14 protein-coding genes are annotated in these 21,736 nt (G+C 57.0%); 10 read left to right on the top strand and 4 right to left on the bottom strand.

All coding sequences use genetic code 11. From position 1 onward, the window contains the following. Window positions 1–94: 94 nt before the first annotated feature. On the bottom strand, window positions 95–1,525 hold the full coding sequence (locus AAFH99_RS01195) for a tetratricopeptide repeat protein (protein WP_406828439.1): 1,431 nt from the start codon (window positions 1,523–1,525) through the stop codon (window positions 95–97). Between the two features lie 169 nt (window positions 1,526–1,694). Between AAFH99_RS01195 and pepB the strand changes: the two genes are divergently transcribed. From pepB to AAFH99_RS01180, 3 genes are all read left to right on the top strand, one after another. After that, window positions 1,695–2,984, top strand: coding sequence for an aminopeptidase PepB (pepB, locus tag AAFH99_RS01190; protein WP_043319636.1), 1,290 nt, complete (start codon window positions 1,695–1,697; stop codon window positions 2,982–2,984). Between the two features lie 52 nt (window positions 2,985–3,036). Continuing rightward, on the top strand, window positions 3,037–3,228 hold the full coding sequence (locus AAFH99_RS01185; RefSeq protein WP_043319635.1) for a hypothetical protein: 192 nt from the start codon (window positions 3,037–3,039) through the stop codon (window positions 3,226–3,228). Window positions 3,229–3,569: 341 nt separating this feature from the next. After that, entirely contained in the window at window positions 3,570–5,261 is a 1,692-nt protein-coding gene (locus tag AAFH99_RS01180) for an enoyl-CoA hydratase-related protein (protein WP_406828438.1), read from the top strand. 78 nt (window positions 5,262–5,339) lie between these two features. On the opposite strand, the gene AAFH99_RS01175 is transcribed toward AAFH99_RS01180, so the two are convergent. Beyond that, complete coding sequence (locus AAFH99_RS01175) at window positions 5,340–6,863, bottom strand: UxaA family hydrolase (RefSeq protein WP_406828437.1); 1,524 nt, start codon at window positions 6,861–6,863, stop codon at window positions 5,340–5,342. A 451-nt stretch (window positions 6,864–7,314) separates the two neighbouring features. On the opposite strand from AAFH99_RS01175, the gene AAFH99_RS01170 reads away from it, so the two are divergent. From AAFH99_RS01170 to AAFH99_RS01145, 6 genes are all read left to right on the top strand, one after another. After that, the gene (locus tag AAFH99_RS01170; protein ID WP_043319631.1) at window positions 7,315–8,052 is read left to right on the top strand and encodes a FadR/GntR family transcriptional regulator; all 738 of its coding nucleotides are present in this window, start codon (window positions 7,315–7,317) and stop codon (window positions 8,050–8,052) included. Window positions 8,053–8,314: 262 nt separating this feature from the next. Further along, entirely contained in the window at window positions 8,315–9,754 is a 1,440-nt protein-coding gene (locus AAFH99_RS01165; RefSeq protein WP_043319630.1) for a glycoside hydrolase family 28 protein, read from the top strand. A 249-nt stretch (window positions 9,755–10,003) separates the two neighbouring features. Then, entirely contained in the window at window positions 10,004–12,646 is a 2,643-nt protein-coding gene (locus tag AAFH99_RS01160; RefSeq protein ID WP_406828436.1) for a TonB-dependent receptor, read from the top strand. Window positions 12,647–12,840: 194 nt separating this feature from the next. After that, window positions 12,841–15,345, top strand: a complete 2,505-nt coding sequence (locus AAFH99_RS01155) for a DUF4861 family protein (RefSeq protein ID WP_406828435.1) — start codon at window positions 12,841–12,843, stop codon at window positions 15,343–15,345. Between the two features lie 58 nt (window positions 15,346–15,403). Beyond that, the gene (kduI, locus tag AAFH99_RS01150; RefSeq protein ID WP_406828434.1) at window positions 15,404–16,246 is read left to right on the top strand and encodes a 5-dehydro-4-deoxy-D-glucuronate isomerase; all 843 of its coding nucleotides are present in this window, start codon (window positions 15,404–15,406) and stop codon (window positions 16,244–16,246) included. Between the two features lie 139 nt (window positions 16,247–16,385). Then, on the top strand, window positions 16,386–17,177 hold the full coding sequence (locus AAFH99_RS01145) for a gluconate 5-dehydrogenase (RefSeq protein ID WP_406828433.1): 792 nt from the start codon (window positions 16,386–16,388) through the stop codon (window positions 17,175–17,177). A 151-nt stretch (window positions 17,178–17,328) separates the two neighbouring features. Here AAFH99_RS01145 and AAFH99_RS01140 read toward each other — a convergent pair whose 3' ends face one another. Beyond that, window positions 17,329–18,819, bottom strand: coding sequence for a mannitol dehydrogenase family protein (locus tag AAFH99_RS01140; protein ID WP_406828432.1), 1,491 nt, complete (start codon window positions 18,817–18,819; stop codon window positions 17,329–17,331). A gap of 13 nt (window positions 18,820–18,832) precedes the next feature. Next, window positions 18,833–20,260, bottom strand: a complete 1,428-nt coding sequence (gene uxaC, locus AAFH99_RS01135) for a glucuronate isomerase (RefSeq protein ID WP_043319626.1) — start codon at window positions 20,258–20,260, stop codon at window positions 18,833–18,835. A gap of 458 nt (window positions 20,261–20,718) precedes the next feature. Here uxaC and AAFH99_RS01130 point away from each other — a divergent pair, with 458 nt between their 5' ends. Then, complete coding sequence (locus AAFH99_RS01130) at window positions 20,719–21,678, top strand: sugar kinase (protein ID WP_406828431.1); 960 nt, start codon at window positions 20,719–20,721, stop codon at window positions 21,676–21,678. The last annotated feature ends 58 nt before the right edge of the window (window positions 21,679–21,736 follow it).

Below are 21,736 nucleotides of genomic sequence, written 5' to 3'. Positions count from 1 at the left end.
CAAAAACAGGATGTTTTTGCAGAGCCCCCATGGATGGGTTCACGGCGTGTCTCGCGAGGCTTTACCCGGTAGCGGTGCCGCCACGAAGCCTCTTTTATGCTGGCTGCGCGCTCTCCGCGGCGAGAATCGCCTCCAGCTGTTTCACTTCCCCAAGCACCGCACTTTTTGGAAACTTGCCGCGCACAAACGCCAACAGCTTGCGGCTGTTGTCCGTGCGGTTGAATCCATCCATGTAGATCTTTGCCAGCAGCAGGTATGCGCTATCCAAGCGGGTGTAGTGGGGGTCTTCTTTGTGCAGGTTGTTAACCAGCGCCAGTGCCGGTTTGAAGTGACGCTGGCGGTAGAGCGCCTCGGCGATCTGGTGGCGCAACAGGGACTTGTCGATAGCCGGAGCACCATGCGACTGCAGCGTAGCCATATACAACTCGGCGGCCTTGTGGGGCTGGTTCAGGGTAACGAACCGCTCCAGCAGATGTGGCCCCAGCTCTCGCAATGCTTTCTTGTCATCGGTGGCCAGTAGCAGGCGATAGTAGCGTTCGTTCAGGGCAATATCATTGGGCTGCTGACGCAATACCGTGACCAGAGTTTTGCGCGCTTCTTCATATCGCCCTTCGCGCAGGAAGATATTTGCATCTGCAAGTCCCTTGCGCCGGTCAAACTCCCGCTCCTCGAGATAGTCCTGGTCGTCCACCTGGGAGGTGACGCCCAGCTTCTTCTGCCGGGTGAGACAGATATACCCCATCATGGCACTGGTGACGATCGAGAAATAGCTGGTGGCAAATGCCAGCAGGGGCAGCAACATCCATACGGGCAGTGTGCCGGCAACAATTGGCAGCAGGAATCCTGGTGCGGCAGAGACCGCACTGGTAGAGAGCCATAGCAGCCAGTAGGGCCAGCCGATAATCAGGGTAAAGTGCAGCAGCTTGAGGGGATTTACCGCCGCCCGCAGACTGTGTTGCAGGGCCAGCACGATCATTGCCGCGGGGCCGAGCAGCGACAGCGCGATGGAGTACGCCTGTGTGGCGCCTGCACCGAAGGTGTTCATAACCAGTGCGCCTCCACCACCGGCAACCAGGATCATGCCGATTACCCGCGCAAACACTGCTGCACTACGCCCGTCCTGAGCGTCGCCGAATGTGGGGGCTTGCAAGTCGCCACTGGCCAGTTTTTCGATCACCAGCAGGTTGTAGCGGATCACCACCGCCAGCATGGCCACCAATACCAGTACAGAAAGCCAGCCAAGTCCGCTGATGGCCAGCGCTGCCACGGCGCAAATAGCGGAAACCGTCAGCGGTCCGGAGGTGATGGCATAGCGGAAGTAGAAGGGCGCCATCTGCCAAAAGGGTTTGGCCTTGTTACTCGCGCCGACATTTTCCAGTCGGTTATTACACAGAACGCATTTGGGGGTGGACTGATAGTAGTTATCCACAGACCCGGGAATGCAGTCGCCGCAGTATTCCTTGCTGCAGCCCATGCAGTGCCAGACGGCATCGGCACTGGAGTGGTAGTGGCAGGCATCGGCCATAAGTCACATCCTTGTTGTTATTTTTTGCCTGTGAAGTTTATCGGCACTTTCCATGGCGGCGCAAACCGCCCTTGCAAGGCTGCTAGAATGACCCAATACAGTGTCACAGACACAGGCAGCCTTTAGGCTGCCCATCATTCTATTTCTCGAAATCAAGCAAGGTGTGAAGATGACAACGGCGATGCAGGTAAAGCTGGAAACAACTGCGGCGGCAGAGCACTGGGGGAAAAATGCACTGCTGAGCTTTGCGGAATCCGAAGCGCGTATTCATGCCACGGATGCAACCGGCGGTCTTCTGGTGGCAGTACAGCGCGCTGCGCGCCGTCTGGATGGTATGGGCATTACCGACATCACTCTTGCCGGTGACAGCTGGGACCTGGAGAGTCGCTGGGCATTCTGGGCGGGTTACTACAACCCTAACCGCAAGAGCACCCTGGATTGGGGGCTGGCAGAGGGCGAGGAGCGCAAGGAGTTGGACGCGCGCAAAGCGGCCGGCTTGTGGGTGCGTGAAATCACAAACGGATCTCCGGAAAATATCTTCCCCCGGGCACTGGCCGAAAGCGCTGCGGATATGTTGCAGAAACTTGCCCCGGACGCGGTGAGCTACCGTATCGTCGATGGTGATGCGCTGCTGGACGAAGGTTTTATGGGGATCTACAACGTGGGCCGTGGCAGTGTGCGTGGCGGCGCCATGCTGCAGCTTGACTACAACCCGACCGGCAATAGCGATGCAGAAGTGGATATCTGTCTGGTGGGCAAGGGCATTACCTTTGATTCCGGTGGCTACAGTATTAAGCCGTCCGCCGGTATGGCACACATGAAATCTGATATGGGCGGCGCTGCCATGGTGAGCGGCGGCCTGGCGCTGGCTATCGCCCGTGGATTACAAAAGCGCGTCAAGCTGTACCTGTGTTGTGCGGAGAACCTGATCTCCGGAACCGCTTTCAAACTGGGTGATGTGATCACCTACAGAAATGGTGTGACCGCGGAAATTCTGAATACCGATGCGGAAGGGCGCTTGGTGCTGGCGGACGGTCTGCTGGAAGCCAGTGACCAGAACCCGAAGTATATTCTCGACGCAGCAACCCTGACTGGTGCCGCGAAAATGGCAGTAGGGCGGGACTACAACTCGGTACTGAGCCTGGAAGATACCATGGCGGACAAGGTGCTGAGTGCAGCAAAAGCAGAAAATGAAAAAGCCTGGCGCCTGCCCCTGGAAAAATTTCATCTGGAGCAGATCCCTTCGGGGTTTGCAGAAATTGCCAACGTCGGGATGGATGGTACCCCGGGCGCATCCACTGCTGCTGCATTTCTCGCGAAATTCGTGCGTGATGAAGGGCGCGGCTGGGTGCATATGGATCTTTCCGGCTCCTACCTTCCCGGCGCCAACGATCAGTGGGCGCAAGGTGCCAAGGGGCACGGTTTCCGCACTATTGCCCGTTTCCTGCAGGACAGCTAACGCTGCCTGATTTTTTTACGGTTAAAGCCACCACGTTCAAGGAGTCCGCCGCATGGAAGAGTATCAGGTCATGATCCAGTCGCGAGAGTGGCTGGTTGGCTGGGGAACGCTGTCTCTGATTAATGCGGGGCTTGCCCAGGGAAAAAATCGCAGTGGGCTTTTCTGGTGGATAATCAGTTTGCTGTTCGGTCCACTGGCTACGTTGATTATTGTACTGCTGAGTAAAGCACCCGAACGTTCCTGACCCGCAATGGTGCCCGCAGGCATCCATTGCCGTCGCCACGGTGCATGGAAACCGAATAAAAATTCGATAGGTCGTTTTTACCGGTCATTCGTTCAATACCGTAAAAACCTGATAAAAAAGGCACGAGACTCGTGCCTTTTTTATTTCTACGACCAGGGGTTGATGCAAAATTGGCAGACTTAATGCAACAATTTAGTCGGACCTGGTTCTCACTGAAGGGAGATAATCTAAATCGCTTGCTGATTTCGGGATAATTTTTATTATTATCCTGTTGTCTCATCGTGTATTTAGCAAGCATGTGGGGACGTAAATAATAACAATCAATATACATGGAGGTATAAATGCGCGTACTGCTACTGTGCAGTGCTTTCAATGGTTTGAGTCAGCGCGTGCACCGCGAACTGTCTCGATCCGGGTGTGAACTGTTGGTGCAACTAGCTACCAGTGACACCGAGATGGAAGCAGCGGTCGAGCGCTTTCGCCCGAATTTGATCATCTGTCCGTTTTTAAAACATAAAATTCCCGATGCGATATGGCAGCAGCTGCCCTGTCTGGTGGTGCATCCCGGCATCGAAGGCGATCGCGGGCCTTCGTCGCTGGACTGGGCCATCCACCAGGAGCAGCCCCGCTGGGGTGTCACCCTGTTGCAGGCCAATGACACCATGGATGCCGGGGATATCTGGGGTACACAAAACTTTCCACTGCGTCCCGGCGCCTCTAAATCCAGCCTTTATCGCCGCGAAGTTACCACCACCGCTGTGGCATTGGTAAAGCAGGCGATCCAGTCTTTTATGGAAAATGATTTCGTGCCGCGCCCGCTGGATGAAGCCCGTGCGCCCGGTTGTCTGTTACCTACCATGACGCAGAAGGACCGCGCCATTGACTGGCAGCAGGACACCACCGCGGTAGTGCTGAAAAAACTGCGCGCCGCGGATAGCCTGCCCGGTATTCGGGAAGAAATCGGCGGGGTCACCGTTAACCTGTTCGGCGGCGTGGCCGCGCAGGAATTTACCGGCACACCGGGGGCGTATCTGGTCAGTGCCGGTGGCCGCATCTGTCGGGCAACGGTAGATGGTGCGGTGTGGCTTTCTCACGCCAAAGTCGCCGGTAGCTTCAAACTACCGGCGGCAGACGTGATTCCGCCATTGCTGGATTACCCGGTGGATGCGCTTCCGGAGGCACCGCCTGCGGTGCAGGATATCTGGGTCGAGTACACCGATAATGTGGCCTATCTATTCTGGTCCTTCCACGGCGGTGCCATGTCCACCGGGCAGTGCAAAGCATTGCTGACTCAATACCGCGAGCTGGCGGCTTCCGATGTGAAGGTGATTGTGCTTATGGGCGGGGATGAGTTCTGGAGCAATGGTATCCATCTCAATACCATTGAAGCGGCGGATGACCCGGCCGAGGAGTCCTGGGAAAACATTAACGCCATCGATGATTTTGTTGCAGAGGTGATCCATACCCAGGGCAAGATCACGGTTTCCGCGGTGCGCTCCAATGCCGGTGCTGGCGGGGCCATGATGGCGCTGGCGTCAGACCTGGTCATCGTGCGCGATGGGGTTGTGATCAACCCCCATTATCAGACCATGGGCCTATACGGTTCCGAGTACTGGACCTACCTGTTGCCGCGCCGGGTTGGTGGCGAGATGGCGAAGCGCTACACCACATCCTGTATGCCGGTGCTTGCCTCGGAGGCGCTGGAGGACGGTTATGCAGACCTGCTGTTTTCGGAAGATCCGTTGGCCTTTAACCGTGAGTTGCGAGATTACTGCACTGCTCTGGCCGCACCGGAAAGCGTCAGCCTGTTGTTGACGGAGAAACGGGAGCGTCGCGCCGAGGATGAGCGGATCAAGCCCCTGGCAGCCTATCGTCGTGAGGAGCTGGAGATTATGCGGCGCACTTTCTTTGATCCGCAGGCAGAATATCACCGCGCACGTAAAGCCTTTGTCTACAAGCAATGTCCCAAGTGCACGCCTGCCTATCTGCAGTCGGCGCTGGTGGATTTTCCACGGGAGCTGGAAACGGCCTGATTACTGCCGTTTGCCCATCGATGGCCACAAAAAAAACCGGCATCTGATGCCGGTTTTTTTGTGGCGGACTGGATGGCATCACACCACCGCGCCGATATGCCAGGGTGCAAATTCATTGTCGCCGTAGTCCAGCCTTTCACTGGCACTCTGCTCGCCGGAAGCGATTGCCAGAATATGTTGAAATATCATCTCGCCGCACTCGGCGACGGTGAACCGTTTATCCAGTATACCGCCGCAGTCGATATCCATATCTTCACGCATACGCTCAAACAGGTTCGAATTGCTCGCCAGTTTGATACTCGGCACCGGTTTGCCACCAAATGCCGAGCCGCGCCCGGTGGTGAAGCACACGATGTTCGCCCCGCTCGCCACCTGCCCGGTGACGGATACCGGGTCGAACCCCGGGCTGTCCATAAACACCAGCCCTTTTTCGCGCACCTGCTCACCATACAGGTAAACGTCCTGTAGTGCGGTAGTGCCGCCTTTTGCCTGTGCGCCCAGTGATTTTTCGGCAATAGTCGTCAGGCCGCCCACTTTATTGCCCGGGGATGGGTTATTGTTCAGTTCCACACCATTGATTGCGGTGTAATGCTCCCACCATTTAATCCGCTCCACCAGTTTTTGCGCGACGTGCGGAGAGCAGGCACGGCGAGTGAGCAAATGTTCCGCCCCATAAATCTCCGGGGTTTCCGAATAGATCACGGTGCCCCCCTGGCGCACCAGAATATCTGCAGCAGCGCCGAGGCCGGCGTTGGCGGTAATTCCTGAGTAGGCATCACTGCCGCCACACTGAACCGCCAGGGTCAGTTCGGATGCCGGGATGACCTCGCGCTCGCAAGCATTGGCAGCCGGCAGCATTTCAGTCAGGCGCTCGATGCCAGACTCGATCGCCGCGCGAGTACCCCCCTGTTGCTGGATCGTCATCACCTGGAAGTTGTCGCCTTCCTGAAGACCGGTTTCCCGCATCAGGCTACCGATCTGCATGGCCTCGCAACCCAAGCCAACCAGTAGAACGCCGGCAAAATTCGGGTGTGCGATATAGCCGTGGAGGGTGCGCAATAAGGTCTGGTAGCCTTCGCCGGAAGTGGACATGCCGCAGCCACTGTCGTGGCCCAGAGCAACAATACCGTCCACATTGGGGAAATCACGCAGCTTGCTACTATCGCGAAAATGCGCGGCGATTGCCCGGGACACCGTCACCGAACAATTTACCGTGGAAACCACGGCGAGATAATTGCGGGTGCCGGCTTTGCCTGTGGGGCGCCGGTATCCCATAAATGTGGCGCGCAGCTCTGGCGCGACGTATTCCGTCGGCACATAGTCCCGGCAGAAGTCGTGCTCCACCTGATGGTCGCCCGCCTGCATATTGAATTCGTGCACATGGGTGCCGGGAGCAATGTCCTCCCGCGCAAAGCCGATAACTTGGCCGTACTTGATTACGGGCTGGCCCGCTGCAATCGGGCGCACGCAGACCTTGTGCATGGCGGGTACATCGGTCACCAGCGGCATCATACTGCCGTGCCAGTTGACCAGCGTGCCGGCGGGCAGAGGCGCCTTGCTGACGGCGACGTTATCGTCGGTATGTATATGAATGAGATCCATCTTGTCCTGACTCCGCTGAAAAGGACTTGCGGTCAGTTGTCGTTATGATTGGTTGCAATCTAACACTATATTGGTAAGGCCGCAATCGGAAGGGTAGACCAATTTGGTAAGACTGTGCTGGCTATTTCTGTATTGTGGTGGTTAAACCCCATCTGCTAGAATCCGTGCAATATTCCGCAACTTATATATATGCACCGATTCGTTCGAAAGCCTTCGGTTCAAGGGGCTTGCGACCTGGTAAGGCGGGGCTGTTGGCGGGTCCGGATGGGTCAGGCAGGTTTGTCTGAATTCGGCTCAAACGGGATTACCATTTACGAGTAGCGGCTGGAGAGCGGCCGGTGGCACGCGACCGGAGAGCCACGGGCTGCGCCGGCGTTGCCCCGAGTTTTGTGCGCCCGGAACGCGAATCCAACAAGAACAGATGCAGCCAATAGTGCAGGAGAGAAGTTAGATGCAGGGTGCCAGACTTTATCAACAGGTGGCCGAAAAACTGGCCGCTGCCATTGCCGCCGGTGATTACCCGGCCGGTACCCGTCTGCCCGCGGAGCGCAAGCTGGCGGAGCGTTTTGAGGTCAGTCGCCCCACCGTCCGCGAGGCCATTATCGCCCTTGAGTTGGCGGGCTGCGTGGAGGTCAAAGGTGGATCCGGTGTGTATGTGACTGACACGGAAGCCAGTGCATTTTCTGCCGGAGAGAGCGATATCGGTGCGTTCGAGATCCTGCAGGCGCGGATGATGTTCGAAGGTGAGGCCGCGGGCTTGGCCGCACGCGAGATGACCGATGAGGAAGTGCAGCAGCTGGAGTCCATCCTGGAAGAAATGGTCGCGGAGAATGCGACTGAATCCAGTGCTGAAGTAGCGGATGAGAAGTTTCACCTGCACATTGCGCAGTGCACCCACAATGACGCTGTGGTTTCTGTGTGTGAGCATCTGTGGAAGTTGCGCAACAGTTCATCGGTTTCCGCCCGCATCCTGGAGAAAGTGCGTCAGGCTGGCTCCAAACCTCGTATTGAGGAGCACCGTCGAATTCTGGAAGCGATCAAGAGTCGCGACCCGGACGGCGCGCGCAATGCCATGCGCGATCACCTCCAGCGGGTTGTTCAGCAGTTGCTCGACGCCACCGAAGCTGAGGCACTGGAGCAGGCGCGCCGTGAAATGAGCGCGGCGCGACAGCGCTTTGCACTGCCTTAACGCTCTTCTCTCTCCGAAAAAGCCGGCTCAGTGCCGGCTTTTTTTTGCCTGAAGAATTGTCTTTGGCCCGGTTGCCCTGGGGTTCCCGCTGCTGAATACACGCGCATAGTGAACGCTGGCGTGACCAGCTGGTTGTTGCCCCGGAAAAATTGGTATGACAGTATTGGGGCGATTTTCACACTGGTCTTGCCATTTTTGTGAGGCCCGACAGCGATGAACCCCGATTCTACATCTGCAAAACAATAACGCCCGGGAGGTATTTATGACCGGACTCAATCGTCGAGTCTTTCTGCAATCACTGGCCGCCGCCGCGGCGCTACCCGCCATACCCGGGCTTTTGCCTCAGGCGGTTGCCATGAGCCGGCCACCGCGAGCGGAGTATTCCGGTCCCTGGGCCCCAGTGCCGAAAATCCTGTCAGACATCAAATTGCCGGCAATCCCCGCGCGGGATTTCAATCTGCGGGAACTCGGTGCCAAGGGGGAGGGCGAGGATGCCAGCGAAATCTTTGCTGCCGCGGTGGAGGCGAGTCGTAAGGCGGGTGGTGGACGCATTGTGGTACCGGCGGGCAAATACCGCACCGGCCCCATCCACCTGGTTTCCAATACCGAACTGCACCTGCAGGAAGGGGCGGAAATCCATTTCATTCCCGAGCCCGAGCGCTATCTGCCTGCAGTAAAAACCCGCTGGGAGGGTATGGAGATGATGGGGTATTCCCCGCTGATCTACGCCCACAAGTGCCAAAACATTGCCCTGACCGGCAAGGGGCTGATCGACGGCGGTGCCGACTGCAACACCTGGTGGCCTTGGAAGGGCGAGAACACCAAGTGCGACAACAGCACCAACGAAGGCGATACCCAGCACGGTCCGCGGGATGCACTGATGAGAGATGTTGAGGCTGGCGTACCGGTGGCCGAGCGCATGTATGCCGAAGGTTCCTTCCTGCGTCCGCCTCTGGTGCAGTTCTACGAGTGCGACAGTGTGCTGATCGAGGGCGTCACCCTGGAGAACTCGCCTTTCTGGGTGATTCATCCGGTACTCTGCAACGGCCTTACCGTGCGCGGTGTAACTACGAGAAGCCATGGCCCCAACTCCGACGGCTGCGATCCGGAGTCCTGTCGCAATGTGCTGATCGAGGACTGTCTGTTTGATAACGGCGACGACTGTATCGCGATCAAGTCGGGTCGCAATGCGGATGGCCGTCGGGTCAATGTGCCGACCGAGAACGTGGTGGTGCGGAACTGTCAGATGCGCGATGGGCACGGCGGCCTGGTGCTGGGCAGCGAGATCTCCGGCGGTGTGCGCAATGTCTTCCTGGAGGACTGTGTGATGAGCAGCCCGCACCTGGAGCGCGGCCTGCGTATCAAGACCAACTCGGTGCGTGGCGGCGAGATCCATGACATCTACGTGCGCAACCTGACCATCGGAGAGGTCAAGGACGTTATCGTTATCAACTTCTATTACGAAGAGGGTGATAAAGGCGCCTTCGATCCCGCTGTCTACAACATTCAGGTGGAAAACCTGGTGTGCAAGGAAGCCAAGCGCGCCTTCCAGATTCGAGGCTTTAAGCGGGCGCCGATCCGCGATCTGCAAATTTCCAACAGCCGCATTGATCACGCCGATTCTCTTGGTGTGATCGAAGAGGTAACTGGCCTGACCGTGAACAATGTGGCGATTAATGGTCAGCCATTCCAGCCCGGCTAATTTGTCCCTCTGGCCCGTCCAGATCTTCCCTTATTAAGTCGTCCAGCGCGGCCCCTTCCGCGCTGGATCTGTCGAATATGGCGCGCTATTCTTCGTGTCGATTAAATATCGAGCGGAAACAAACATAAATTGGTCTGCCAAAAGTTGATAGTTGGTAATCCGTGTGAGACTATCGACCTGCATTGATAATAAGCGGTATTACCAAAAAAGGTTTTACCAAAATAACGACGATAAGCGGAGATGAGAGTCATGAAGACCTTCGAGCTGAAACCACTCACTCTTGCGATGGCCATGATCGCGGTACCGGCCTTTGCACAGGAAGCAAATACCTCTGGCGATGCAGCCCTGGAAGAGATCACGGTAACCGGTAGTTACCGTGCCAGCCTCGCGAAAGCCCTCGACCAGAAACGCGATGCCGTAGGCAGCAAAGACACCATTTTGGCGGAGGACATCGCCGATTTCCCTGACCTCAACCTGGCGGAATCCCTGCAACGTATTCCCGGCGTAGCCATTACCCGCGACGCGGGTGAAGGCCGTAACATCGCCGTTCGTGGTCTGGGTTCCCAGTTCACTCGTGTGCGCATCAACGGCTTGGAAGCGATTTCCACTACCGGCGGTGCCGATTCCTCCGGCGGCGCGAACCGCGATCGTACCTTTGACTTCAACACCTTTGCTTCCGAGCTGTTCTCCAATCTGACCGTTCACAAAACCATGGCGGCTGATCTCGACGAGGGTTCCCTGGGTGCAACCGTTGACCTGGGTACCGGCCGACCGCTGGACATGGCTGATGAATTTACTTTCGCGGCCAATATGCAGTACGGCTATAACAGCCAGTCACAGGAAGCGAATCCGCGTACCTCCTTCCTGGTAGGCGGCAAGAACGAAGCCGAGACGTTCGGCTGGATGGCTTCTTACTCCTATTCCGATCGCAATATTCTGGAGGAAGGTTTCTCCACAGTGCGCTGGACTGCCAGTGAAGAAATTGCCAATTGCTCTGCCTGTGCGGATGACAGTGAGCTGGCAGCACTGAACGAAGGTTTCTTCCCACGTATTCCGCGCTACGGCAAGTTTACCCACGAGCAGGAGCGCCAGGGCTTTACCGGTACTCTGCAGTTCCGTCCCACCGAAAGCACCGAAATTCTGGTTGATTATCTGACCTCTCGGTTCGACGCTACTCGTGAAGAAGAGTTTGTATCTGTTAGCTTGAAGGATGGCGGCAACTACCCGGAATACGATGTGACGGATTACACCATGGACAGTAATGGAACCATTACTTCCATGACGGTAGATAATTACGATCTACGTGTTGAGCATCGTTTCGATGAGTTGGAAACCAAATTCGACCAAGTATCAATCCGTGCATCTCACGAGTTTACCGATCGTCTGCGCGGTGATGTCCTTTGGGGTACATCCGAGTCCAACTACAGCAACCCGATGCAGACCACTGCCATCGTTGATGCAATCAATGTGCAGAACAGTTTTACCTACAACGCCACCACCTCCGGCGGTAGCATTGATTTTGCGGACTTTGATACTTCCGACCCGTCCAATTTTGACTTCGTTGAATTGCGTCATCGTCCAAACACTGTGGATAACAGCTTTGACACCGCGGCGTTCAATCTGGAGTTTGATCTGAACGACACCATGACGGTGAAAGGTGGCGTGTCTCAGAAAAGCTTTGAGTTCGATGTGGCTGAAATGCGCTCTGGTCCGAAGTTCAGCGGTATTTCCGCAACTGAACTCGCGGGTAGCACAACCAGTATGAAGGGTATCAGCTGGTTCTCCCCCGATGTGCATTCCACCCTGGCCACTTATGCTGACGAAGTTGCGGCCGGTATGGCACCACGTGCGCAAGATATCCGCAACGTGAAAGAAGATAGCCTTGGCTACTTTGTGCAGCTGGATTGGAGCTATGAAGTTGCGGGTCTGCCGCTGCGCGGAAATGTGGGTGTGCGTCAGGTAACTACTGAAGTGGAATCCGCAGGTCTCGCCGACATTGGTGGCAACCTGGTTGGCGTCACTGCCGAAAACGAGTATGACGATACCCTGCCATCTCTGAATCTGGCGCTGGACGTTCATGAAGACATGGTCGTGCGCTTCTCCGTGGCCGACGTCATGGCGCGACCGTCTCTGGGTACCCTGACTCCGGGCGGTAAGATTGACCAGTTTAACGGCAGCATCAGCTACGGTAACCCGAAACTGGATCCGTTCCGTGCCCGCGCTTATGACGTGTCTTACGAGTGGTACTTCTCTGATGAGGCGGTATTCGCAGCAGCCTATTTCTATAAGGATATCGATTCCTTCATTACCCGTCAGACCGACTCCGGTATTTCCTGGGCTGAAACTGGCCTGGACGCGTCTGCGCTTGCCGATGAAGGTAGTTATGACGAAACCAGTATCTGGGATGTTTCTCGTAACGTAAACGGTGAAGGTGGTGAGCTGAGCGGTATCGAGCTGCAGTATCAGCAAATGTTCTTCGACAACTACGGCCTTATCCTGAATTACACCTATGTAGATTCCGAGATGAATTACGGCACCAAAGAAGACCCGATGTACGACGTGTTGACCGGTATGTCCAAAAATACCTACAACGCCACTGTTTATTACGAAAACGAAGATTGGAGCGCACGTGTTTCCTACGCCAAACGTAGCGACTACCTGACTCAATCTCCGGCGGCTGTGCGTAACGGTAACGACACCGAGTACACCGAAGGTACTGGCAACATCGACTTCGTAGCCAGCTACGACGTGAATGACAACTGGAAGCTGAGCTTCGAAGGTATCAACCTGACCAACGAAGCCAACCGTCAGATGATCGACAGCTCCGGTCGTATCGTGGTTGACCACACTACCGGTCGTCAGTACTACGTAGGTGCTCAGTACAAGTTCTAATCCGAACTTTTAATTAAAAAGTAACGATTAAGAGCTCGATGCAGTACTGAATAGAGCGGCCGGGTGCAGGGATTCTGCCGGTGGAAACACCGGTGTTTAGAATTCGAAGTCGCACCCGGCCGTTTTTCGATTTACCGCCGTTCTTTTTTCGAATGGCAAACAACAGAATAAAACCCGAATTTGTGGAGATGTCTGTGAAACTGTTTGATCCGTCCCAAAGCAAGCGGGGTCTGAATGCCCTTGTGTTCGCGCTCACCGCGGCGACCCTGACTGCCTGTGGCGAAAAGGCCGCGCAGTTCCCGGAAGAGGCTGCGGCTCCGGCTGCAGAAAAGCCCAGCGCTATCGCCAATCTGGAACTTTCCAACCCGTCAGATTTCCCGCGCCTGGACGAAGCGGTTTATCTCAGCTTCTACGAACTCGGACTTGAAGCCGGTTTTACCTCTCCGATTGCGGTGTGGAATCAGGCTGAACGGATTCCCGTGCAGACCATCGACAAAGATGCCGATGGCAGCAAAGACGGCATCCTCTTCACTGTAGATGTTGCCGTCGATGAAACTCTGAAACTGCGTATCGCCGAAGCCGATGCGCCGGCAGAAGGCGAGAAACGCACCCAGGCCGAAATTTCCCACAAGGTGGGTGGAGAGTGGGTTGAGCGTGAATATAAAGGCGGCAGCTTCCAGAACGTAAGCTCCCTCGATGTGCCTGAAGAGCACACCGACCATTCCTACTTTATCCGCTACGAAGGTCCCGGTATTGAATCCGACCTGGTGGGTTACCGCGTGTACCTCGACTGGCGCAATGGCTTTGATATTTTCGGCAAGAAAGTGCGGACCCCGGTACTGCAGGGCGTAGGCCAGGACGGTTTTGACTCCTACCATGAACCGGCCGACTGGGGCATGGACGTGCTGAAAGTGGGCGGCTCCGTGGGCGTCGGCGGCTACGGCTACTGGGATGGCGAAAAAGTGATTCGCGTGAGTGACGTACAGGACTGGCAAGTAGACATCGCCGAAAACGGCGAGCTCTACTCCTCGTTTAAAGCGCAGTACAAAGGCTGGAAACCCACCGCCGACCAGCAGACAGACCTGACCGCCGTACTGTCCATGCACGCCGGCAGTCGTCTGGTGGAAGTGAATGCAAAAACCAGTGAAGAACTGGACAACCTTGTGGCGGGTATCGTAAACCACGAAGGGACCGAATTGATTTTAGGTGATACCGATATTACCGGCCACGCCTACACCTATATCGGAACCTACGGCCCCCAGAGCCTCGACGGCGCCAACCTCGGTATGGCAGTGATCGCCAAGAACAAGTTGATCAAGGAAACCACCACCGACGCGCACAACCAGGTGGCGATTCTGAAACCGGCAGGCAATGAGGTGCAGTACTACTTCCTCGCCGCCTGGGCCAACGAAGCAGAAAGCAGGCACGGCCCCATCACCACCAAGGCCGAGTTTGAAACTTACCTGAAGCAGGAAGCGGAAAAACTCACCATGCCGCTGCGTCAGCGCCTGATCACTGCGGCGAGCGTTGCCGAAACCGACAAGCCCCTGACCGCCGAAGTGGCCCTGGAATGGAGCAAAAAGCTGGCGGACTCCGAACTTGAGCGCAAAACCCTGGACTACCGCTTCGGTGGCTTCGACCACATCCGCAAGCGCCCGTCCTACTTCGAGTACACCACCGGTATGGTGATGCAGGCCTATGATGAGTTGAACCAGGTCGCGCCGGAAGCCCGCTACGCGGACGCCGTGGAAACCGTGATGGGTTCCTTCGTCAACGAAGATGGCAGCATCAACGGCTACGTACAGGAAAAATACAATATCGACAGCATCCGCGCCGGCACCATGCTGCTGCGCATGTACGAGCGCAACCAGAATCCTGCCTACAAAAAAGCCGTCGATACCCTGTTTGAGCAACTGGAGCACCACCCACGCACCAGCGCCGGTGCCTTCTGGCACAAGAAAATCTACCCGCATCAGGTTTGGCTGGATGGCGTTTACATGGGCATTCCGTTCCTGGCCCAGTATGAGCAGCTGATGCACGAAGAGCCCAACGTGGAAGAGGTGCTGGCTGAGTTCAAACTGGTTAACGAAATCCTGAAAGACCCGGAAACCGGTCTGTTCTATCACGCGTGGGATGAAAAGCGTCAGCAGGTATGGGCTGATAAGGAAACCGGACTTTCAGGCTACCACTGGGCTCGGGGTATGGGCTGGCTGGCCATGGCGCTGGTGGACGTGCTGGACTTTATCCCTGAGGAGAACACCGAAGAGCGCCAGTACCTGCTGAATATGATTGCTGAGATTGCACCGGTGATCGAAAAATACCAGGACGAGGAAACCGGTACCTGGTGGCAGATCATCGACATGCCGGGCAAGCGTGGGAACTACCTGGAATCCACCGCCAGCACCATGTTCACCTACTTCTACGCCAAGGCGCTGAACCAGGGTTACTTGCCGAAAGACAAGTACCTGGCCACGGCGAAAAAAGCCTACCAGGGGCTGCTGGATGAGTTTGTACAGGTACACGCCGACGGCACCATCAGCATCACCGATATGTGCCAGGTGGCGGGCCTCGGTTTTGGTCGCGACGGCAGCTACGAATACTACATGAGCGAGCCGATTTACGACGACGACCCCAAAGGCACCGCGCCGTTTATTACCTCCGGCGTCGAGATGTACAAGCTGCTGAAGTCAGATTCTTAAGTCTTAAAAGTTACTATTTGAAACCAAACGTTGTTAAAAAGAGTTCCGGGAAAGTTTCATGACCACCGTATTTGATGAGCGCTACGCCAGTCACCCCAGTGACTATGTGAACTACGATACCGACCGCCTGCGTAAAGAGTTTCTGGTACCGAAACTTTTCGAGGCGGATACCGTGCGCCTTACCTACACCCATGTAGATCGCATGATCGTTGGCGGCATCATGCCGGTGGAGAAAACCGTACAACTGGAAACCGTCGAGGAGCTGCGCTCCGAGTATTTCCTCGAGCGCCGCGAGATCGGATTCATCAATATTGGTGGCGCCGGCACTGTGGAAGTCGATGGCACGGTACACGAGATCGGTCACAAGGAAGCTCTCTACGTGGGGCGTGGTTCCGTCGAAGTGAAACTGAATAGTGCGGACAAATCCAATCCGGCCAAGTTCTACCTGAACTCCGCGCCGGCACACCGTGCCTATCCAACGGTAAAAGTAAGCAAAGCCGACGCGAACGTCATGGAGCGGGGCACCAGTGAAACCTGCAACCAGCGGGTGATCAACCAGCTGCTGGTACACGGTGTCATCGAGACCTGCCAATTGCAGATGGGTATGACCGAGCTGGCGCCGGGCAGTGTCTGGAATACCATGCCGGCCCATACCCACAGTCGGCGCATGGAAGCCTACATGTATTTCAATGTTCCGGAAGGTCAGGCGGTATGTCATTTCATGGGCCCGCCCCAGCAGACCCGTACCATCTGGATGCACAACGAGCAGGCGGTGATCTCTCCCACCTGGTCACTGCACTCCGGCGTAGGTACCGCCAATTACACCTTTATCTGGGGTATGGCGGGTGAAAACCTGGATTACGACGATATGGATTTTGTGCAGCCCCACGAGTTGCGTTGATCCTTTTCCCACTTGGATCCCGGATCAAGTCCTGGATGACGAAGAATTATTTTCGGCGTCATACCGGCGAAGGCCGGTATCCAGAAGTCCGTAGGGTAGATAAGCGCAGCGCATCTACCAAAAGAATTGGAGTTAAAGAATGTCCAAGTCACTGTTTGACTTAACCGGAAAACTCGCCCTGGTAACCGGCGCTACCCACGGCCTCGGCATGGCCATGGCGGAAGGCCTCGGCAACGCCGGTGCCAAGCTGGTGATCACCGGTCACTCCTCCCAGGAGAAACTCGATGGCGCCGTCGCGCAACTGCGTGAAAAAGGCTATGACGCCCACGGCTACCTGTTCAACGTCACCAACGAAGACGAAGTGAACGAAATGGTGCCAGTGATCGAACAGGAGCAGGGCCCGATTCATGTGCTGGTCAACAACGCCGGTATTATCCGCCGCGTACCGCTGTTGGAAATGAAACTGTCCGAATGGAACAAGGTTCTGGAAACCAACCTGACCGGTGTGATGGTGATGAGCCGCCCGGTGGTGCGCCGTATGATCGAGCGCGGCGCGGGCAAGATCATCAATATTTGCTCCATGATGAGTGAACTGGGTCGCGATAGCGTTTCCGCTTACGCAGCCTCCAAGGGCGGCCTGAAAATGCTGACCCAGAATATGGCCACCGAGTGGGCACGCCACAATATCCAGGTGAACGGTATTGGCCCCGGCTACTTCGCCACCAGCCAGACCGTTCCGATCCGTGTCGACGGCCACCCGTTTAACGATTTTATTATCGGCCGTACCCCGGCCGGCCGCTGGGGCAACCCGGAAGACCTGCAGGGTGCGGCGGTGTTCCTGTCCAGTGACGCGAGCAATTTCGTCAACGGTCAGGTGGTTTACGTGGATGGGGGTATTCTGGCAACAATAGGTAAACCGTCGAACGAGTGATGGTTTTTTATTTCGGATGGCATAAAAAATCCCGCAGCCCAGGCTGCGGGATTAAAGGCGACAAACTTTTTGATTCCTGAAGGAAAGGCCGGCATGGCTTTAGTCGAATCGAAAACCGCCACCGGCAGATAGATCACAAAAACTTACAGTCTTACAGGCTCGCGAACGCTTCTTCCACACAGGCCAGTGTGCCCTGTGCATCCAGTTTGTTCAGCCAATTCACCACTGCCTCCTGCAGGGTTGCACTCTGTTTCAGGTCGTCACCGAACACCGGGGTAAATGCGAGGAAGTTCGCGGCCAGTGCTTCATTTCCTTGCGGCTTGTACTGATCGCAGATTGCTTTCAGTTCCGCCGCCAGCGGGTCGGAAACCTCAATGGCATTGCCTTTCTCGTCCACCGCGGATACGTAACGGATCCAGTTGGCCAGCGCAAAGCTCAGCACCTCGATGGGGCCGTTGTTCGCCAGTTGGTGGCGCAGGGTGCCCAGCCAGCGCTGAGGAATCTTCTGCGAACCGTCCATGGCGATCTGCCAGGTGCGGTGGCGCAGGGCGCGGTTCTCGAAGCGCTTGATCAGTTCTGCCTGGTAAGCGGCAATATCAAACTCGGCGGGCACGTCGATAGAGGTAGTGGCCTCAGACTTCATGAAGTGCAGCGCCAGCTTGTTGAAGGCCGGTACCGCCATCACATCTGCCACTGTCTCACAGCCGGCCAGATAGCCGCTGTAGGCCAGCATGGAGTGGCTGCCGTTCAGCAGGCGCAGCTTGATCAGCTCGTAGACTTCCACATCGTCCACAAAGGTCGCGCCGGCCTTGTCCCACGCCGGGCGGCCGCGCAAAAAATTGTCTTCCACAACCCACTGGGCGAAGGGCTCCGCCATCACCGCCGCCTCATCGCGACAGCCGATCAGCGCTTCCAGCGCTGCGCGATCCACGTCGGTCGTGGCCGGCACGATGCGGTCCACCATAGTGGAGGGGGTGGTGGTGTTTTCCGCAATCCACACCGCCAGTTCGCTGTCGACTTTCTCCGCGAACTGTCCCAGCACATTGCCCAGCAGCTTGCCGTTGGACGGCAGGTTGTCGCAGGTCAGCACGGTAAAGCCCGGCAGACCGCGCTCCTTGCGCAGGGCCAGGGCACCGACGATGTAACCCAGCGCAGACTTGGGAGCCTGCGGGTTGGCCAGATCGTGAATCACGTCCGGGTGCTGCGGGTTCAGGTCGCCGCTCGCCGGATCGTGGCAGTAGCCTTTCTCGGTGATGGTCAGGGAAACGATGCGCACGCTTTTCTGGGCCAGTAATTCCATCAGTTGCTGCGGGCTTTCCGGGCCCACCAGCACATCGCTCACCGCGCCTACGATCTGCACCTTGGTGCCCGCGTTGGATTTTTCCACCACGGAATAAAGGCCGTTCTGCGGCACCAGCTGATCGCGTACACCGGCAGAGCGCAGGCTCGCGCCCACAATGCCCCAGTCCTTTTCACCGGCGGTAATGCGGTTTTCCGTAAACCACGCCTGGTGCGCGCGGTGGAAAGCACCGATGCCCAGGTGCACGATGCCGGTAGTGACTTCGTTGCGGTCGTAAGCCGGCTTGATCACCTCGGCGGGGAGGTTTTCCAGAATATTGTTGTTGAGTCTTTCTTGGCTCATTTCTTTCTACCTATCAAAGCTTGTAGGCTTTTTTCGCCAGGTTGTAGGCGAGGTCTGCAGCCAGTTCGAAGGCTTCGTCTTCCTGCAGGCGGTGGTCGCTGACCAGTTGCGCCAGCCATACACAATCCATGCGGCGCGCCACATCGTGACGGGCAGGGATGGACAGGAACGCGCGGGTGTCATCGTTAAAGCCCACGGTATTGTAGAAACCGGCAGTCTCGGTCACCTGCTCGCGGAAGCGTCGCATACCTTCAGGGCTATCGTGGAACCACCAGCTCGGGCCCAGTTTCAGCGCCGGGTAGTGGCCCGCCAGCGGTGCCAGTTCGCGGCTGTAGCTGGTCTCGTCCAGGGTGAACAGAATAATGCTCAGCTCCGGCTCGTTGCCCACCGCTTCCAGCAGCGGCTGCAGCGCGTGCACGTAATCGGTCTGGGAAGGAATATCGCAGCCCTTGTCGCGACCGAAGCGCTCGAACACCACCTTGTTGTGGTTGCGGAAAGAGCCCGGGTGGATCTGCATGACCAGACCGTCCTCGATGCTCATGCGCGCCATCTCGGTCAGCATCTGGCCACGGAACAGTTCGGCATCCTCTGCGCTACAGTTACCCGCACTCACCTCTCTACAAACGCGCAGGAACAGCGCCTCGGCTTCCGCCGCAGACAGGTTCGCGGTGGTCGCGGTGGGGTGACCGTGGTCGGTGGAGGTCGCGCCCATCTGCTTGAAAAACTCGCGACGGTTGCGCAGTGCCGCCAGGTAGCCGGACCAGGTGGACGTGTCTTCACCGGTGATCTCGGCCAGCTGCGCCAGGTTATCGGTAAAGCCCTCGAAGTCCGGATCCAGCACCGGGTCCGGGCGGAAGGCGGTGATCACACGGCCTTTCCAGCTGCTGTCCAGAATCTTCCGGTGGTGACGCAGATCGTCCAGCGGGGATTCGGTGGTCGCAATCACTTCGATATTGAAACGCTCGAACAGCGCGCGCGGCAGGAACTCCGGCTTTTTCAGTTCGCTGTCGATACGCTCGTAGTACAGCTCGGCAGTCTCACTGTTCAGCTGAACGTCCAGCCCGAACACATCGTGGAAAACCGTATCCAGCCAGGTGCGCGATGGAGTGCCTCGGAACAGGTGGTAGTTGTCCGCCAGCAGTTGCCAGATCTTGCGTGGATCCTGTTCGACTGGGGTGCCGTCCTGGGTGCGGATGCCCAGGCTCTCCAGGGGGATGCCCTGGGAATAGAGCATGCGGAACACATAGTGATCCGGACGGATCAGCAGGTCCGCCGGGTTGCCGAAGGGCTGGTTCTCGGCGAACCAGGACGGATCGGTGTGACCGTGCGGGCTGATGATCGGCAGGTCTTTCACGCTCTGGTAAAGATTGCGCGCGATATCCCGGCTTACTTGGTCGGCCGGAAACAGACGGTCGGGGTGCAGAATCAGAGGGCGTGTCATGTGGATGCTTCCAGATTTCGGGTTTGCCATTGGGAACCGGCGGCTCGCGCTTCTCGTGTAGGTGGAAGTCGTCGGAGGCCGAATCCGTTTATTGTTGTGTGGTTTTGCCAGCGCCCGAAACTCATACAGGGCGAATAGGCCCATAAAAGAAAAGGGCCCGGCTCACCGCGTAGCACTGGCTGCTGTGGGAGCGGGCGGTATGCGCGAAGTGTTGGCAAAGGGGTCCAAACCACGCCCCTATACCCGATGCGCCAGGCGATGGAGAAAACCTCGATGCTCGCTACAGAACCCTGTGGTGAGCAGCGATTGTTAACATGGTGCCAAAAATTGGTTATACCGGTCAAGCGTTCTGGTAAGACATTTTTGCGCTGGTTGGAATCCGGTTGGTGGTTGTAGAATACAAGTCCACAACCATCAATAAATAAAAATTTGGCGCCTGTGGCGCACGGGAGAGAGAAGTGAAACTGGCAGCACTGGGAGAAGTCATGGTTGAGCTCGCACCGCAATCTGCGGTTGGCAGCGGAGACGCGAGCAAGCCGCAGTTTATGCAGTCCTTCGCTGGGGATACCTACAATACGGCGGTCTACATTGCCCGCGGTGGCGTCAACGTCAGTTATGTAACCTTGCTGGGCGACGACCCCTACAGTAAGGAAGTACTTGCCTGCCTCACGCAGGAGGGCATCGACACCAGCGCTATCCCTCAGCTCCCGGGGCGTAATCCCGGTCTGTATTTGATCCAGAACACCGCCGATGGTGAGCGCTATTTTACCTACTGGCGAGGGGAGTCTCCGGCCCGTGAGCTGTTTGCGGATGCGGATCGCCGCGAAGCACTCAAGGCGCACCTGCGTCAGATGGATTGCCTGTATCTCTCCGGAATCACCCTGGCGATCATGAGCCCGGAAGCGCGTGGCGAACTGCTGGCGTTCCTGCAGGAGTACCGTGCCAATGGTGGTCGCGTTGCTTTTGACAGCAACTATCGTCCGCGCCTGTGGGCTTCTGCAGAGGTCGCGAAGATTGCGGTGATGGACTTTTTGCAACAGACCGATATGGCACTGCTGACGTTTGAAGACGAACAGGCTTTGTGGGGTGATACGCGTGTTGAGGAGTGTGTACAGCGAAACACGGCAGCTGGCGTCAGCGAGCTGATTGTCAAACGCGGAGCAGAGCCCGTTCTGATGCAGGTTAACGGCGAGCTTGACGCGATCGACGTGCCCCTGGTCAGCCGTGTGGTTGATACCACGGGTGCCGGGGATTCGTTTAATGCGGGTTATCTCGCAGCCCGACTGCAGGGCGCTACGCCGGCCCAGTCGGTTGCCGCGGGCAACCAGTGCGCGGCGCGGGTGATCGGTCATCGCGGAGCCATTATTCCCCGCACCGAGTATATGGAGCGCGCAGCCGGGGCGATAGAGCCCGGCTGAACAGCGAATAGCCCGGGCCCGTAGGCGCAAGCTGCGAGTTCGGGCCGCGGTATTTGCA

The sequence above is a fragment of the Microbulbifer sp. ARAS458-1 genome, from assembly GCF_045348205.1.
Lineage (GTDB): Bacteria > Pseudomonadota > Gammaproteobacteria > Pseudomonadales > Cellvibrionaceae > Microbulbifer.
This window is presented reverse-complemented; position numbering and strand designations above follow the sequence as displayed.